This is a genomic window from Brenneria corticis, from assembly GCF_003115855.1.
Lineage (GTDB): Bacteria > Pseudomonadota > Gammaproteobacteria > Enterobacterales > Enterobacteriaceae > Brenneria > Brenneria corticis.
Map to the genome: position 1 here is coordinate 29,670 of NZ_KZ819075.1, position 14,387 is coordinate 44,056.

Below are 14,387 nucleotides of genomic sequence, written 5' to 3' on the forward strand. Positions count from 1 at the left end.
CGGGCGTTTGTTATTTCACGCCGCGCCGGGCGAAATCCCGCGGACGGAACCCCAGCAGGGCCAGCGTGGCGAAGTACGCCCCCGCGCCGACCATCACCAACGCCGTCAGCCGCAGCAGCCTGAAAGCCATAGTGCCGCTGTCCCAGGCGGGCATCCACCACAGCATGCCGATCAACGCCAGCGACATCACCACAACCGCCGCGGCCAGTTTCAGCAGAAAACGGCGCCAGCCGGGTTGGGGATGGAAAATATCCTGTTTACGCAGTTGCCAGAACAGCAGTCCGGCATTCAGACAGGACGCCAGGCCGATGGAAAGCGCCAGCCCCGCATGTTGCAGCGGACCGATAAAGATCAGGTTCATGACCTGCGTCAGCACCAGCGTTACCACGGCGATTTTTACCGGCGTCTTGATATCCTGCCGCGAATAAAAACCGGGCACCAGCACCTTGACGACGATAAGCCCCATCAGCCCCACGGAATAGGCAATTAACGCACGCTGCGTCATCGCCGCATCAAAGGCGCTGAATTTCCCATATTGGAACAGCGAAACCGTCAACGGCTGCGCCAGAATCCCCAAGGCGACCGCGCTGGGGAGCGCCAGCAAAAAGCACAGACGCAATCCCCAGTCCATCAGACGCGAGTATTCGTCATGGTTGCCGCTGGAGAAGCTTTTCGCCAGCGAAGGCAGAAGAATGGTGCCCAACGCCACGCCCAGCACCCCCGACGGAAACTCCATTAACCGATCGGCGTAGTACATCCACGACACCGCCCCTTCGCTGAGAAACGAGGCGAAAATCGTATTGATGATCAGCGATATCTGGCTGACGGACACCCCCAGAACCGCCGGGCCCATCAGTTTCATCACCCGCCAGACGCGGGGATCGCGCCATTTGAGGCGCGGCAATACCAGCATGCCGATCTTTTTCAGATGCGGCAACTGGTAGCCGAGCTGAAGCATCCCCCCCACCAGCACCGCCCAGGCCAGCGCCATTACCGGCGGGTCAAAATAGGGCGTGGCAAACAGGGCGAAACCGATCATGCTGACGTTTAACAGCGTCGGCGCAAACGCCGGAACCGAGAAGCGGTTCCAGGTATTCAGCACCGACCCCACCATCGACGTCAGGGAGATCAGCAGGATGTAGGGGAACGTCACCCGCAGCAGCGCCGATGTCAGTTCAAAGCGATCGGGCGTCGCCGCGAAACCCGGCGCGGTGACCATAATCACCCACGGCGCCGCCAGCATCCCCGCCACGGTGACTAACGCCAGAATCAACGTCAACATGCCGGAAACGTAAGCCAAAAAGGTGCGGGTCGCCTCGTCGCCCTGCTGGCTTTTATATTCGGCCAGGATAGGAACGAAAGCCTGAGAGAACGCGCCCTCGGCAAAAATACGGCGCAGCAGGTTCGGCAGCTTAAAGGCGACGAAAAAGGCGTCCGTCGCCATGCCCGCACCGAAAACCCGCGCCACTATCGCATCACGCACGAAACCCAACAGGCGCGAAAGCATGGTCATTGAACTGACGGCCGCCAGTGATTTAAGTAAATTCATCCGATTATATTCTGAAATGTCCGGGGACTATTATCGACCGTTCTGCGGTCATCCTGATTGCGCGGTGCGACTAGTCTACGCATTGCGCGCCCAATAGCCACCAGCTATTGCGATAAGCGCCGAACTTTTCAGCGCTTTCTCAGCCGTCCTTTAATGCCGCGCCGGGTCATCGGGCGTTCAGGCCAACAGCTCCGCCAGTTGGCGCTTAAGCTCGGCGACCTCTTTCTCCAGTACCGCGACCCTGTCGGCCAGCGGGTGTTCCTCGGCCGCGCGGTCATCCGTATCCGGCGCCGTCTCTTCACTGGGTTCGCCGCTGAAAAGATGCATATAGCGGCTTTCCCGCTTACCGGGTTCACGCGCCAGCCGCACCACGAACGGCCCGTCTTCCCGTTGCTGTAGCTGCGCCAGCACGTTTTCCACTTCATTGACGTCGGCAAATTCATGCAGACGGCCGGCCCGGGTGCGCAACTCGCCGGGCGTTTGCGCGCCGCGCAGCAGCAATGTCGCCACCAGAGCCACCTCTGCCGGGGAAAACTTCAGATCGCCGAACTCAGAATTGCAAAAGCGATGCTCATATTTCATCACCCGATTGCCGAAACCGCTGAGGGTGCGCAGGAAATGTTTTTTTACCAGCAAATCCAGCGTTTGCTGGACGTCGCTTTCGCTCAGATCCATCACCGGTTCGCGGTTGGTTTTCTGATTGCAGGCCGTCGTCACGCCGTTTAACGACATCGGATACTGTTCCGGCGTGGTGATCTGCTTTTCCAACATACAGCCAATCACTCTGGCCTCGCGGGCCGTCAGCTGATATTTCATCACAATTCCTTAGCGCTGTGGCGTCCAGTCATTGTTAGTGAGGGCGGTCAGAACGTGGTCCTGCCATTTACCGTCAATAAGCAGATAATTTTTCGCATACCCCTCGCGCACAAACCCCAGACGGGACAGTAGATTTCCGCTGCGATGATTATGCGGCATATAGTTAGCCATAATTCGATGCATGCGCTGTTGACGCTGCATATAGCGTAAAGCGGGCTGGAGCGCTTCGTACATCAACCCCTTCCCTTGCCATTTTTCGCCCAGAGAGTACCCCAGATAGCAGGCATGGAACGATCCCCGCAGCACATTACTGAAATTCGCCACCCCCCAGACCTCGTTTTCATTCGGGTCGAGCAGCAGAAAATAGTAGGCGCTGCCCTGCTTGTGCATATCATTAATCACGCTCAGGCGCGCCTGCCAGCCAGAGGGATAGCAATGGCTGACATCCCGCACCGGCTCCCAGGGCTTAAGAAAATCACGATTCTCCGCATAGTATTCAGCAAGACGCCAGGCATCTCGCTCATGAGCCAAACGCACCACCAGCCGATCGGTCGTTAAATGAACTTTTGCTGGCGTAGAACGATAGCCAAACATTCCTCCCCCCTGGGTTGCGGGTTGTTCGATAAGTAAAATTCATCGGATATAGACAGAGCAATACTTCCTGTAAGCAGAAAATATCGTATACCGCCGGTAAGCTTACTATAACCGGATAAATTCTCTGCCGTAAAACCCCCGTCGCTGAGTTATTGTGCGATCGGTTCGGTAAAGCCGATGTTTTTACGCAATACCTACTCGGATAGCGCTCAGACGATAAAAAAATATTATCCAGCAACAGGCTATTCGAAACCGGAAATAGAGTACAAAATAGTCACGTCCGTTATTTTTTCTCCCTTATTCCTCGTGGTGAAACATGCCCCTGATGTCGCAAGCTCGGAGCTTGGGTAAATATTTTCTATTACTCGATAATATGCTGGTGGTACTGGGATTCTTTGTGGTGTTTCCCCTTATTTCCATTCGCTTTGTCGATCAGTTGGGGTGGGCCGCGTTATTAGTCGGTATTGCGTTGGGATTACGCCAGCTGATTCAACAAGGACTGGGGATTTTCTCCGGCGCCATTGCCGACCGGTTCGGTGCGAAACCGATGATTATCGCCGGCATGCTGTTACGCGCCGCGGGTTTCGTTTTTATGGCTATAGCCGATCAGCCCTGGATTTTATGGCTGTCCTGCGCCCTTTCCGGGCTGGGCGGCACGCTGTTCGATCCGCCGCGAACGGCGCTGGTGGTTAAGCTGGTCCGCCCCCAGGAGCGCGGCCGTTTCTATTCCCTGCTGATGATGCAGGACAGCGCCGGGGCGGTGCTCGGCGCGCTGATCGGCAGTTGGCTGCTCAAGTACGACTTCGAGGTGGTTTGCTGGGTCGGCGCGGTTATTTTCGTGTTGGCGGCGGCGCTGAACGGATGGCTGTTGCCGGCGTATCGCACCTCGACGATCAGAACGCCGATGCTGGAAGGCATGACGCGCGTTATCCGCGATCGTCGTTTCCTGACCTATGTGTTAACGCTGACCGGCTATTACATGCTCTCCGTGCAGGTATTGCTGATGCTGCCGATCATGGTCAATGAAATCGCCGGTACGCCAACGGCGATAAAATGGATGTACGCCATTGAAGCCGCCCTGTCGCTGACCCTGCTTTACCCCATCGCGCGCTGGAGCGAAAAACGTTACCGCCTGGAACAACGCCTGATGGCCGGGTTGCTGATTATGACCGTCAGCCTGTTCCCCATCGGTCTGACGACCGGCTTGCAATCCCTGCTGATGTTAATCAGCCTGTTTTATGTGGGCGCGATTATCGCCGAACCGGCGCGCGAAACGCTGAGCGCCTCTCTGGCGGATGCCCGGGCAAGGGGCAGCTATATGGGGTTCAGCCGTCTGGGGCTGGCGTTGGGAGGAGCCGTCGGCTATAGCGGCGGCGGCTGGCTGTTCGACGCCGGGCATGCCCTGGAGCAGCCGGAATTGCCCTGGTTTATTTTGGGCGTTATCGGCCTGCTGACCCTGGGTGCGCTCTACTGGCAGTTCAACCAGCGCCGTATTGAACCGGCCATGCTCGGCGGTCACTGATCGTCGCCGTTTTGGCGACGCATTTGATCTCGCGGGTATTGCACCCCATACTTTCCCCATACATTCAATCGATTGTTATGCCGTCGCGGGACGGCAAACACCGTTTGCGGCCGCTTTGGCGGTCATTGTCTTCTCAGTGGATTAGAGGATAGCGAGTATGAAATTATACATTTACGATCACTGCCCTTACTGCGTAAAAGCGCGCATGATTTTCGGCCTGAAGAATATCCCTGTCGAACTGCAAATTTTAGCCAATGACGATGAAGAGACGCCTAAAAGGCTGATCGGCCAGAAAATGGTGCCGATCCTGCAAAAAGACGATGGCAGCTATATGCCTGAAAGTATGGATATCGTTCATTACATTGATAACTACGACAAGCAACCGCTGTTGACCGGCCCGTCGAATCCGGCGATCGACGCCTGGCTGCGTAAGGTATCCGACTATACCTCCCGCCTGATTATTCCGCGTTTTGCCCGCGCGGCGTTTGAGGAATTCGCCTCCGCGTCGGCCCGGCAGTACTTTATCAATAAGAAAGAGGCGCAGCTGGGCAGCTTTGACGATCATCTCAGCCACTCCGCCGGGCTGATTAAAAAGCTGAATAACGATCTGACGGATCTGGATCCGCTGATTGTCCAGCCCAACGCCTGTAACGGAGAATTATCCACCGACGATATTCATCTGTTCCCGCTGTTGCGTTCCCTCTCCATCGTCGCCGGCGTCACCCCGCCGTCACGCGTCGCCGCCTACCGTGACAATATGGCCAAACAAACGCAGATCACCTTGCTAAGCAGCCTGGCGCAATAAATAAAACGGCAGGCAACCTGATGAGCCGTTTGGCGCCGAAACGGCTCATCATTATGATTCACTTTCAGGGCTATCCGATTGGTGAACCCGTCCCTGGCGGTACAGACTGCAATGGCGAGATTACACACCGAGAAATAATCATTGAGGTTGGAAGAATGAAGAAGTTGGGATTCGCGGCCGCGGCATTGCTGCTGGCATTTACCCTGGGCGGCTGCAACAAGCTGACGCAGTACACGCTTAACGAGCAGGAAATCAACCAATATCTGCAAAAGCATAACGACTTTCAGAAGCAGCTGGGCATGCCGGGCGTGGTGGACGCCAATATTGTGTTAACCGATCTGGCCAGTCAAATCGGCAGAGCCGAACCGGGAAAAATCACCCTATCCGGCAACGCCAAGGTGGATATCGCCTCCCTGCTGGGCAACCAGACCGCCGACATGAAGCTGACGCTGAAGGCGCAGCCGGTGTTTGATAAAGCCCAGGGGGCTATCTACCTCAAAGAGATGGAGCTGGTGGATTACAGCGTGCAGCCCGAAAAGATGCAGGCCATCATCAAGACCCTGAGTCCCTATCTGAACCAGTCGCTGAAAAGCTATTTCGAACAGAAACCGGCCTATATTCTGAATGCGGATAACAGCACCACCGAGGCGTTGGCGAAGAAAATGGCCAAAGGTATCGAGATTAAACCGGGGCAAATCGTTATTCTGTTTACCGACTGACGCGCGCTTCAGGTGACGGCCTTGCCGTCACCTGATCCCCGCCTGAACTCGCTACTCGACGTTATCCGACGCTTCGTCGGCTTCATCCAGTTCATCACGCATGGCTTCAAGCGCTTCACGGCACACCACCGCCAGGGTGCGGTAAAACGCCGTGGCGGCATGGCTTTCCACTTTCCCTAAAAAGCGGCTGCTCCACGGCAGCAGATACTCGTCGAACAGGGCGATCTGCGCGGCGGTTTCGTCCTCCTCCGCCTGATCTTCCAGCCATGACGCCGCCAGCAGCAGCCCGCCGAAGTGGTCGACGGCCCCGTCGTTCAGCGGCATACCGCGCTGTTGCAAAAAGGACCGCACCTGCGCCGCGTCTGACGCCGTTTCATACGCCGAGCGCCAGGGGGATACCGCGCAATCCGCGCCGACAAACAGGGACTGGTAATCCGCCGCCATGGCGGCAATGTCATATCCCTTTTGCAAACGCGCCAGCAGCGCATCCTGTTCCAGCGGCCAATGCTGCTGGAGCTTGCCCTCTTTGAGCAGCGTAAACAGCGGCGCCACCAGCGGATCCTCAGGGTGACGATAAAACAGGGTGCCCAGGATGCGGCAGACAATCGAGAACTCATTCATGCAGAAAACCCGTCAATTATTACGTGACATTGTCACAAATCAGCAAATTCGGCGATGGCCGGCCTTCCCCGCTGTTCGAGGAAGTCCAACACCCGCCGGGGACTGGCGTTTAACACCCGCTCCGGCGGGAAATCCACTTCCTGCAAAATACGCGCGCAGTGGGTGAAATCGCCCAGGGAAAAGGCGATATGGGAGTCGGAACCTAAAGACAACCAGCCGCCGGCATCACGCACCGCGGCGGCGATGGCCCGGCAGTTGGGTTCGCTGCCTTTGCGCGAATGCATAAAGGAGGAGTTATTCAGTTCCAGAGCCACATTATATTGGGCGGCGGCTTCGGCGATGGCGCGAATATCGACGGGAAATTTAGGGTTGCCGGGATGGCTGATAATATGCGCATCGCCATTGGCCATCGTGGCGATCATCGCGGCGGTATGGGTCTCTTTATCCTGAGGCGGAAATACCGGCTCATGAAAACCGGCGATAATTAAATCCACCTGGTCCAGCATCGGTCCGGTGCAATCAATCTCCCCCGCCACGTTTTTAATATTGGCCTCGATTCCGCGCAAAATGCCCACGCCGTCCACCAGACGCGGCCAGACCCGCATGTTCATAAAGTGCCAGTAGTGCGGCGCATCAGCCATATCGGGGCCATGATCGGTAATGGCGAACAGGCGGATCTGCTTTTGCTTCGCCTCGGCGATATAGTCATGCAGCGTACTGTAGGCGTGAGTGCTGGCAACGGTATGCATATGTAAATCGACGGGATACATGATTTCTCCTCAGTCAGCGTTTAGCGGGCAGCATAACATTTTTGTGCTTTGCGCGCAGCCGGCGAACCATAAAGCAACCTTAATTTAACAAAAAACAAACATTTTACTGGGCGCATCAAAAGCGATTTTAAACGGACAAAGGGAAAAAATGGCTAGTAAAGCAACAAATTGCGTTAACTTTAGCTAAACGAACGCCACGGCGGCAGAAGTTTATTGACGCTGTTCGGCAATTTTCCTACATTAGCGCCGTCCGCCGCTAAGGCGACCCCCGGTGAGGTGTCCGAGAGGCTGAAGGAGCACGCCTGGAAAGTGTGTATACGTGAAAACGTATCGAGGGTTCGAATCCCTCCCTCACCGCCATATAAAAGAAAGCCCCCTTGAGCAAAGCTCAAGGGGGCTTTCTTTTATTCGTTGATGGGACTGACGAGAAGCCTCGCCAGGGTTCGACAAAACGGCAGGACTGCCGTTTTGGACCGCCAACGGCGGCCCGCAGGGCGAGCGCCATGGAGGGCGCGAGTCAATCCCGCCGCCGCCGCTGCAAGTCAGGGGTGTTTTCTTTTATTCGTTGATGGGACTGACGAGGAGCCTCGTCAGGGTTCGACAAAACGGCAGGACTGCCGTTTTGGACCGCCAACGGCGGCCCGCAGGGCGAGCGCCATGGAGGGCGCGAGTCAATCCCGCCGCCGCCGCTGCAAGTCAGGGGTGTTTTCTTTTATTCGTTGATGGGACTGACGAGGAGCCTCGTCAGGGTTCGACAAAACGGCAGGACTGCCGTTTTGGACCGCCAACGGCGGCCCGCAGGGCGAGCGCCATGGAGGGCGCGAGTCAATCCCACCGCCGCCGCCGCAAGTCAGGGGTGTTTTCTTTTATTCGTTGATGGGACGCCTCGCCAGGGCTACACGCGGGCTAACACATACTCCGCCTGACCCGCGTTCACCTCCACGCCATCAACAAACAGCCGACGCCGTTCATCTGCCGGCAGGGATATTTTCAGCTGACGCCATGCCGGCCGATAGTTGCCTTCAGCGTTAAAACCGATGCGAATGGCATCCGCATCGCTCTCCATCTGCCAGTTCAGCCACAGCGCGTCGCCCTGCTGATAGCCCCAGGATTCGCCATCATCTTCAAACAGCACGCCATCGTCACCCCTCTGCCCTGTAGCGGGAACAGCTGCAGTTCACGCTGGTCATCGGCCTGGGCATCAACATGGCGCAGACGCCGGCTTAATGGCAGCCCGGCGCCGGCACGTACCAGCAGGGGCAGTTTTTCCAGCGGCGCATCCAGCGTGATCCGCTGGCCGCCGCTGTACGATCGTCATTCCATGAATGGATGGTAAAACGCGGATGCATCACGCCATTCTGCACCCAGCGAACAAACAGTTCCGCATCGGGTTTATCGCCAGAGAAACCGCCGACATCGTGGCCGACATTGTACAGGCCCGACAGGCTCTGTGCCCGCCGCCACGGAAGAGAGTCTGCAGGAAAGCGCCGCGCTGCTCGGCGCATACGATCCCTGCGCCATCGCCTGCGAACCGTTTCGCCAGTGGGTGATTGAAGACAATTTCGTCAATGGCCGTCCGGACTGGGATCTGGTCGGTGCGCGGTTTGTTGCGGATGTCGCGCCGTTCGAACTGATGAAACTGCGTATGCTGAATGGCAGCCACTCATTTCTCGCCTACCTCGGTTATCTCGGCGGCTATCAGACCATCGCTGAAACCATGACTAATCCGGCGTACCGCCGGGCGGCGGCACGCGTCAGCGCCCTGCTCGCCATCAGCGCCGTTTTCGGCGCGGATTTACCGGCTAATACGGCCTTCGCCGCCGCGCTGCGGCAGGCTTACCAACAACTGTGCCAGTCCGGCGCGCGCGGCCGTCGAATCACTGAGCGCGCCCTTATGACCCCATTTACGCTACCGCAACGCAGAACGCTACTTTTCCTTGCCGGCGGCATAAGCCCGCTCCGGCCGCCTCATGCAGTAAAATGCGGCGACAGGGCAGATATCCGTCATGTCCGGTATGCTATAGTCTGGCGAAAGTAACCGAACTCATTAATCCATTAACCAGCAGAAAAACAACGCGATGAAAACACCGACCTCACCACAGCGCCCTTACCAGGAAGTGGGGGAAATGCTTCGTAATATGATTACGCAAAAACAGTATGCGGTGGGCGAACGGCTGCCGCCGGAACGTGAGATCGCCGCGCTGCTGGACGTCACCCGTACGCTGGTGCGTGAAGCGCTGATTATGCTGGAACTGGAAGGTTTGATCGAAGTGCGGCGCGGCGCGGGGATCTTTGTGATTAGCGACAGCCCGGCGCAGCCGACGACCCCGCCAGACAGCTGTAATGACGCAGGACCGTTTGAAATGTTGCAGGCGCGCCAGTTGCTGGAGAGCAATATCGCCGAGTTCGCCGCGCTGCAGGCGACGCGCGAAGACATTATCAAAATGCGTCAGGCGCTGGCGCTGGAAGAGAAAGAGCTGGCTTCCGGCGCGGTAAATGAAACCGAAAACGGCGACCGCAATTTTCATCTGGCAATCGCCGAAGCGACGCATAACAGCATGCTGGTCGAGCTATTTAAACAGTCGTGGCAGTGGCGCGAAAATAACGTGATGTGGAACCAGCTGCATCGGCATCTGGTAAATACCCACTATCGTAAACAGTGGCTGGAGGATCATAAAAAAATCCTCGCCGCGCTGATCAAAAAAGACGCGCGGGCGGCGAAATTCGCCATGTGGCAGCATCTGGAGAATGTAAAACAGCGACTGCTGGAGTTCTCCAATGTCGATGATATTGACTTCGATGGCTATCTGTTCGAATCCTGGCCGCTGGATGTCGCCAATAGCCAGGAAGTGCGTTAAGCGATCCGGCGGCGGGCAGTCGCCTGCGACGACCGCAGCCTATAAAAAAGCCCCCGCGATATGCGGAGGCTGCTCCCTCATTAATGACAAGGCACGTTAAGCGGTAACGGCCTTATCCTCCATGGCCTGTCGCCAGCCTCCCAACCAGTAGGACCGGGCGTTTATCGATTGATACGGACAAAGCTCTCTCGGTCTGCCGGAAATACCCGCTTGATAACCACGTGAATGAGCCCTTTCAAGGCGATCGCGTTTCTGTCTCTTCATGCCTTATTTCCCTCATTATTAATCTGGTGGAAAGAAAACAGTGATTACTTAATAAGCAACCACAGACTATGAATAGCCACTATGCGCTCAAAGGTCAAGGCGCAAAATTCACGCCAATGTCACATTTGTGAGCCAGAATGGGAGTTTTCCGTAACGGAAAATAGAGACGCAACGAACCGCTTGAGTAAGGCAAAAAAACGCCGGGAGCGTTTTTTGACGTCGCCCCCGGCGACGGCCCGTAAGAAGGCGGCCAGGGATGGCGCGCCACAAAAATAAAGCCTCTGAAAGCGATATGCCGCGTCGCATATCCCCTCCAGAGGCATGGCGATGACGGATGTCAGTCTGCGGAGGCGGCCTGCCGGGCGATGGATTGAGCGACCTCCCGCCATCCCTGCGCCAATGTTCTGACCAGCGCATCATAGCCGTCTTCGGACTGCGGCAGCACCACATTAAACGGCTGTTTACGCACCTGACCCTGATGGTTCAGCACCCATTCCCCGCCGATGACGACGTTACCGTCGTAGCGGCCGTGAAAAGCGGTCACCGAGATATTCAGCACCGACTGCTCGCCGCCTTGCGGCTGCGTCGTCACCAGCCATCCCGGCATGCTGCGCCCCAGGTTCGCCACCAGCGATTGCTGAAGCTGCTGGTCCAGCGGACTGGCCCAGAGATTATTGCTGGCAATGACATACTGCACATCGTTGGTCTGGTAGACCAGACCGGCGTTAGCCAGATAGTCCGCCACGCTGACGTGTTCCAGCCACAGTTGCCGGCCGTTTTGCGTCTTCTCAACCGGCGCCACCGCCTCCGAAGTAGCCGGTAACTGGTAGTAGGTCTTTTGCGAGCCGCCGCCGCAGGCGGTCAGCAGCAGCGCCAACGCCAGAGTCCATCCTTTCATCATTGTTTTTTCGCCTTCTTCGGTTGAGGATCTTCGCTGCCCGATGCCTCAAACACCAGGGCGTTGCTCTTCTCATTCAGGGTGCGCAGCACCGGCTGTAGCTCGCGCAGTACCTGATCCAGGCGCTGCATATCGCCCAGCATCTTGTTATACGCCGGAGAACCCGGCTGGAAGCCCTTCATGCTGCGATTCAGCTCACGCAGGGTCTGCTGCATATCCTGCGGCAGATCCTGCATCGCCTTGCTGGCGGTGATCTTGTTCAGCGAAGCCAGCGTTTTTTGCATTTCCCGCAGCGTTGCCTGACTTTCCGCCAGCGTCCGGGTGGCTTCATTAACCATGGGATCGAGCGGCAACCCGTTGATCTTATCCAGCACCGCCATCAGTTTTTGCTGAATTTGCGACAGCCCTCCGCCAACGGTCGGCAATACCGGATAGCCGTCGATGGTGACCAGCTTACCGTTGGATTTTTCCTGCGGATAGAAATCAATATCGATAAACAGCGAGCCGGTAAGAAGATTGGCGCTTTTTAACGCCGCCCGCAATCCCAGCGGCTGAGACTGGGACAGATGCTGTTCAAAGTTGAAGTCGTCCCCCAGATCTTTGGCGAAGCGGTCCGGCTCGATGCGGATAAGCACCGGAATCCGGTAATCGTTATCAATATCCTGTTTCAGATCCTTGGTGAAAAACGGCACCTGAGCCACCGTTCCCAACCGAATGCCGCGGAATTCAACCGGCGCCCCCGCCTGCAAACCGCGCACCGATTCATTGAAGAACATCAGGTACTCCTTGTACTCGGTGTACAGGGAATCCTGAATGCTGCGCTGGTCGTCAAAGAGCTTATATTCGGCCAACGGCGTGGCGACATTGCCCAGCTCCCAGCCGGACGGCACGTCAAAGCTGACGCCGCCGCTGAACAGCGTGGCCAGCGATCCCATCTCCACCCGCATCCCCTGGGCGGACATATCGAACGCCACGCCGCTGTCTTTCCAGAAGCGAACGTTGCTGGTCACCAGGATGTCGTAAGGCGCGGAGATAAACAGCTGATAGCGAATTTTCCGCGCCTTGGGATCAAACTCGCTGGTTTCGACCGAGCCGACGCGGTAACCGCGAAACAGCACCGGATCGCCGACGTTTAGCTGACCGGACTGCTCGCTATCAAGGACAATGCGAATGCCTTTGGCGTCGGGAGATGCCAGAGGCGGGGTATCAAGCAGGGTGAATTCCTTTTTCTCCTCGCCGTGCGCCCCCGGCTGAATCTCGATATAAACGCCCGACAGCAAGGTGCCCAAACCGGAGATCCCCGCACGTCCCACCTGCGGTTTAACCACCCAGAACGCCGAATCCTCCTTCAGCAGCTTATCCATGCCATCATGCAGGCGCGCCTTGATTTCCACCTGGTGAAGATTGTCGCTCAGCGTCACGCTTTCCACCACGCCGACGTCAACGCTGCGGCTTTTGATGGTGGTTTTCCCGGCCTCGATGCCCTCGGCATTTTTGGTCAACAGGGTAATTTGCGGACCCTGATGGCTGAAATGATAAAATAATATCCACGCCCCGATCAGCACCGTAACAATGGGAACAATCCACACCGGCGACCAGCGTTTAATCGTTTCTACATCCGCAACGGCGTATTTATCTTTCGTCAACGGAGGACTCCTTATGAAAAACTTCACGGCGATCCCACAGTAACCGGGGATCAAATGTCATGGCGGCAACCATAGTCAGAATCACCACGGAAGCAAACAACAGCGCGCCAATGGCGGGATAAATGCTCATCAGACGCCCGATTCGCACCAGCGCCGACAGCACGGCAATCACAAACACATCAATCATTGACCAGCGTCCGACAAATTCGACGATTTCATACACCACATGCAAACGTTCACGATCCCGTTTTTCCCTGCCGTGCACGCTCCAGCACAACCACCCTAACGCCAGCATCTTCAGCGTCGGCACCATGATACTGGCGATAAAAATCACCAGCGCCACCGGATATGAGCCGCTTCCCCACAGCAGGATAACGCCGGACATAATGGTCGATCCCATTTGATTGCCCAGGGATTCGGTGATCATGATGGGCATCAGATTCGAAGGGATATAAAGCATTATCGAGGTTATCAATAGCGCCATCGTCCACTGCAAACTGTGCTTCCTGCGCGCATGTCCGCGGCTGTGACAGCGCGGGCAGACCAACCGTTCGGCAGGCAATATCGCCGTACAGCACGTACAGGAGCGCAATCCCTGCGACAACCCGCTGACGCCCGTTTGCGGCGCCGCATCCAAATCCGGCGGCGGAGCGATCTCATTCCATAGCCAGCGGCGATCCAGGCTTTGAAACGCCAGCAGTTGCAACACGCAAAACAGCACAAAAGGCATAAAGCTGGTGCCGATGCCGATGTCCCCGTAGGCCATCAGTTTGACGAAGCTGACCAATACGCCGGCGAGAAAAATTTCCGCCATACCCCAGCTTTTTAGCTGAAACAGCACCTTGGCCATCACTTTTTTCAACGGCAACGGCAAAGCGACATGCAGACAAAGCAGAATCGCCGTTAGCATACAAAAAGCGGGAACCAACTGCACAAATAGCATAAACAGCGTGGCGACGCTGGCGTAATCTTCCGCCACCATCACTTTGGCGATTTCCACCAGGTTGATTTCACTGGTGATTCCCGCCACCCGCATACTTACGAACGGAAAGAGGTTTGCCAGCAGCAGCATAAATAATGCGCCGATCGCATAACCGAGCGGGCGTTTACCGGGCTCCGCCTGATGACCGGTCAATGCCGCTTTACAACGGGGACAAACCGCTTTTTGCCCATGGGACAGCGCCGGCAGTTGCACCAACAAATCGCAGTGCGGGCAGAGCATGTAGTCATCATGATGGTGATGCTGGTGGGAACACACTTTTAGCCAATCTCCTTAAAGGAATACGCCTGATGTCGCCATCGCGGCGACATCAGGCCATCTGTTG

Annotated in this window: 13 protein-coding genes, 1 tRNA gene and 2 pseudogenes; 6 read left to right on the forward strand and 10 right to left on the reverse strand. The window is 56.7% G+C overall.

Annotation, left to right across the window (positions count from 1 at the left end; genetic code table 11):
• Nucleotides 1–10: 10 nt before the first annotated feature.
• From murJ to rimJ, 3 genes are all read right to left on the reverse strand, one after another.
• Entirely contained in the window at nucleotides 11–1,549 is a 1,539-nt protein-coding gene (gene murJ / locus DDT56_RS06815) for a murein biosynthesis integral membrane protein MurJ (RefSeq protein ID WP_136165729.1), read from the reverse strand.
• Between the two features lie 177 nt (nucleotides 1,550–1,726).
• Complete coding sequence (locus DDT56_RS06820; protein ID WP_136165730.1) at nucleotides 1,727–2,365, reverse strand: YceH family protein; 639 nt, start codon at nucleotides 2,363–2,365, stop codon at nucleotides 1,727–1,729.
• A gap of 9 nt (nucleotides 2,366–2,374) precedes the next feature.
• Nucleotides 2,375–2,959 carry a ribosomal protein S5-alanine N-acetyltransferase gene (rimJ, locus tag DDT56_RS06825; protein ID WP_136165731.1) on the reverse strand — a complete coding sequence of 195 codons (585 nt, stop codon included), beginning with the start codon at nucleotides 2,957–2,959 and terminating at the stop codon, nucleotides 2,375–2,377.
• Nucleotides 2,960–3,275: 316 nt separating this feature from the next.
• Between rimJ and mdtH the strand changes: the two genes are divergently transcribed.
• The 3 genes from mdtH (at nucleotide 3,276) to DDT56_RS06840 (ending at nucleotide 6,005) form a co-directional block, all read left to right on the forward strand.
• The gene (mdtH, locus tag DDT56_RS06830) at nucleotides 3,276–4,481 is read left to right on the forward strand and encodes a multidrug efflux MFS transporter MdtH (RefSeq protein WP_136165732.1); all 1,206 of its coding nucleotides are present in this window, start codon (nucleotides 3,276–3,278) and stop codon (nucleotides 4,479–4,481) included.
• Nucleotides 4,482–4,638: 157 nt separating this feature from the next.
• Entirely contained in the window at nucleotides 4,639–5,286 is a 648-nt protein-coding gene (grxB, locus tag DDT56_RS06835; protein ID WP_136165733.1) for a glutaredoxin 2, read from the forward strand.
• Nucleotides 5,287–5,441: 155 nt separating this feature from the next.
• Complete coding sequence (locus DDT56_RS06840; protein WP_136165734.1) at nucleotides 5,442–6,005, forward strand: lipoprotein; 564 nt, start codon at nucleotides 5,442–5,444, stop codon at nucleotides 6,003–6,005.
• Between the two features lie 51 nt (nucleotides 6,006–6,056).
• Here the strand turns inward: DDT56_RS06840 and DDT56_RS06845 are convergent, their stop codons facing one another.
• Entirely contained in the window at nucleotides 6,057–6,626 is a 570-nt protein-coding gene (locus DDT56_RS06845; RefSeq protein WP_136165735.1) for a TorD/DmsD family molecular chaperone, read from the reverse strand.
• A gap of 32 nt (nucleotides 6,627–6,658) precedes the next feature.
• The gene (locus DDT56_RS06850) at nucleotides 6,659–7,396 is read right to left on the reverse strand and encodes a phosphatase (RefSeq protein ID WP_136165736.1); all 738 of its coding nucleotides are present in this window, start codon (nucleotides 7,394–7,396) and stop codon (nucleotides 6,659–6,661) included.
• A 270-nt stretch (nucleotides 7,397–7,666) separates the two neighbouring features.
• On the opposite strand from DDT56_RS06850, the gene DDT56_RS06855 reads away from it, so the two are divergent.
• Nucleotides 7,667–7,756, forward strand: a tRNA-Ser gene (locus tag DDT56_RS06855).
• 535 nt (nucleotides 7,757–8,291) lie between these two features.
• On the opposite strand, the pseudogene DDT56_RS06860 reads toward DDT56_RS06855, so the two are convergent.
• Nucleotides 8,292–8,844, reverse strand: a pseudogene (locus DDT56_RS06860) (TIM-barrel domain-containing protein); the annotation flags it as partial.
• Between DDT56_RS06860 and DDT56_RS25180 the strand changes: the two are divergent.
• Both DDT56_RS25180 and uxuR read left to right on the forward strand, forming a co-directional pair.
• Nucleotides 8,844–9,143 (forward strand): annotated as a pseudogene (locus DDT56_RS25180) (mannitol dehydrogenase family protein); the annotation flags it as partial. The pseudogenes DDT56_RS06860 and DDT56_RS25180 sit on opposite strands and share 1 nt — an antisense overlap.
• 331 nt (nucleotides 9,144–9,474) lie before the next feature.
• Nucleotides 9,475–10,254: a Uxu operon transcriptional regulator gene (gene uxuR, locus DDT56_RS06870; protein ID WP_136165737.1), complete on the forward strand. Its 780-nt coding sequence runs from the start codon at nucleotides 9,475–9,477 to the stop codon at nucleotides 10,252–10,254.
• 96 nt (nucleotides 10,255–10,350) lie between these two features.
• Here the strand turns inward: uxuR and rmf are convergent, their stop codons facing one another.
• The 4 genes from rmf to pqiA all read right to left on the reverse strand — a co-directional run bounded on the left by rmf (nucleotide 10,351) and on the right by pqiA (nucleotide 14,320).
• Nucleotides 10,351–10,518: a ribosome modulation factor gene (rmf, locus tag DDT56_RS06875; RefSeq protein WP_009113168.1), complete on the reverse strand. Its 168-nt coding sequence runs from the start codon at nucleotides 10,516–10,518 to the stop codon at nucleotides 10,351–10,353.
• Nucleotides 10,519–10,855: 337 nt separating this feature from the next.
• On the reverse strand, nucleotides 10,856–11,419 hold the full coding sequence (pqiC, locus tag DDT56_RS06880) for a membrane integrity-associated transporter subunit PqiC (protein WP_136165738.1): 564 nt from the start codon (nucleotides 11,417–11,419) through the stop codon (nucleotides 10,856–10,858).
• On the reverse strand, nucleotides 11,416–13,062 hold the full coding sequence (gene pqiB / locus DDT56_RS06885) for an intermembrane transport protein PqiB (protein ID WP_136165739.1): 1,647 nt from the start codon (nucleotides 13,060–13,062) through the stop codon (nucleotides 11,416–11,418). Before pqiB ends, pqiC begins: the two co-directional genes overlap by 4 nt.
• On the reverse strand, nucleotides 13,049–14,320 hold the full coding sequence (gene pqiA, locus DDT56_RS06890; protein ID WP_136165740.1) for a membrane integrity-associated transporter subunit PqiA: 1,272 nt from the start codon (nucleotides 14,318–14,320) through the stop codon (nucleotides 13,049–13,051). Before pqiA ends, pqiB begins: the two co-directional genes overlap by 14 nt.
• Nucleotides 14,321–14,387 lie beyond the last annotated feature (67 nt).

What these genes read in the sequence shown, in the direction of transcription:
- murJ (WP_136165729.1), bottom strand. Translation starts at nt 1,549, where the DNA reads ATGAATTTACTTAAATCACTGGCGGCCGTCAGTTCAATGACCATGCTT.
- DDT56_RS06820 (WP_136165730.1), bottom strand. Translation starts at nt 2,365, where the DNA reads ATGAAATATCAGCTGACGGCCCGCGAGGCCAGAGTGATTGGCTGTATG.
- rimJ (WP_136165731.1), bottom strand. Translation starts at nt 2,959, where the DNA reads ATGTTTGGCTATCGTTCTACGCCAGCAAAAGTTCATTTAACGACCGAT.
- mdtH (WP_136165732.1), top strand. Translation starts at nt 3,276, where the DNA reads ATGCCCCTGATGTCGCAAGCTCGGAGCTTGGGTAAATATTTTCTATTA.
- grxB (WP_136165733.1), top strand. Translation starts at nt 4,639, where the DNA reads ATGAAATTATACATTTACGATCACTGCCCTTACTGCGTAAAAGCGCGC.
- DDT56_RS06840 (WP_136165734.1), top strand. Translation starts at nt 5,442, where the DNA reads ATGAAGAAGTTGGGATTCGCGGCCGCGGCATTGCTGCTGGCATTTACC.
- DDT56_RS06845 (WP_136165735.1), bottom strand. Translation starts at nt 6,626, where the DNA reads ATGAATGAGTTCTCGATTGTCTGCCGCATCCTGGGCACCCTGTTTTAT.
- DDT56_RS06850 (WP_136165736.1), bottom strand. Translation starts at nt 7,396, where the DNA reads ATGTATCCCGTCGATTTACATATGCATACCGTTGCCAGCACTCACGCC.
- uxuR (WP_136165737.1), top strand. Translation starts at nt 9,475, where the DNA reads ATGAAAACACCGACCTCACCACAGCGCCCTTACCAGGAAGTGGGGGAA.
- rmf (WP_009113168.1), bottom strand. Translation starts at nt 10,518, where the DNA reads ATGAAGAGACAGAAACGCGATCGCCTTGAAAGGGCTCATTCACGTGGT.
- pqiC (WP_136165738.1), bottom strand. Translation starts at nt 11,419, where the DNA reads ATGATGAAAGGATGGACTCTGGCGTTGGCGCTGCTGCTGACCGCCTGC.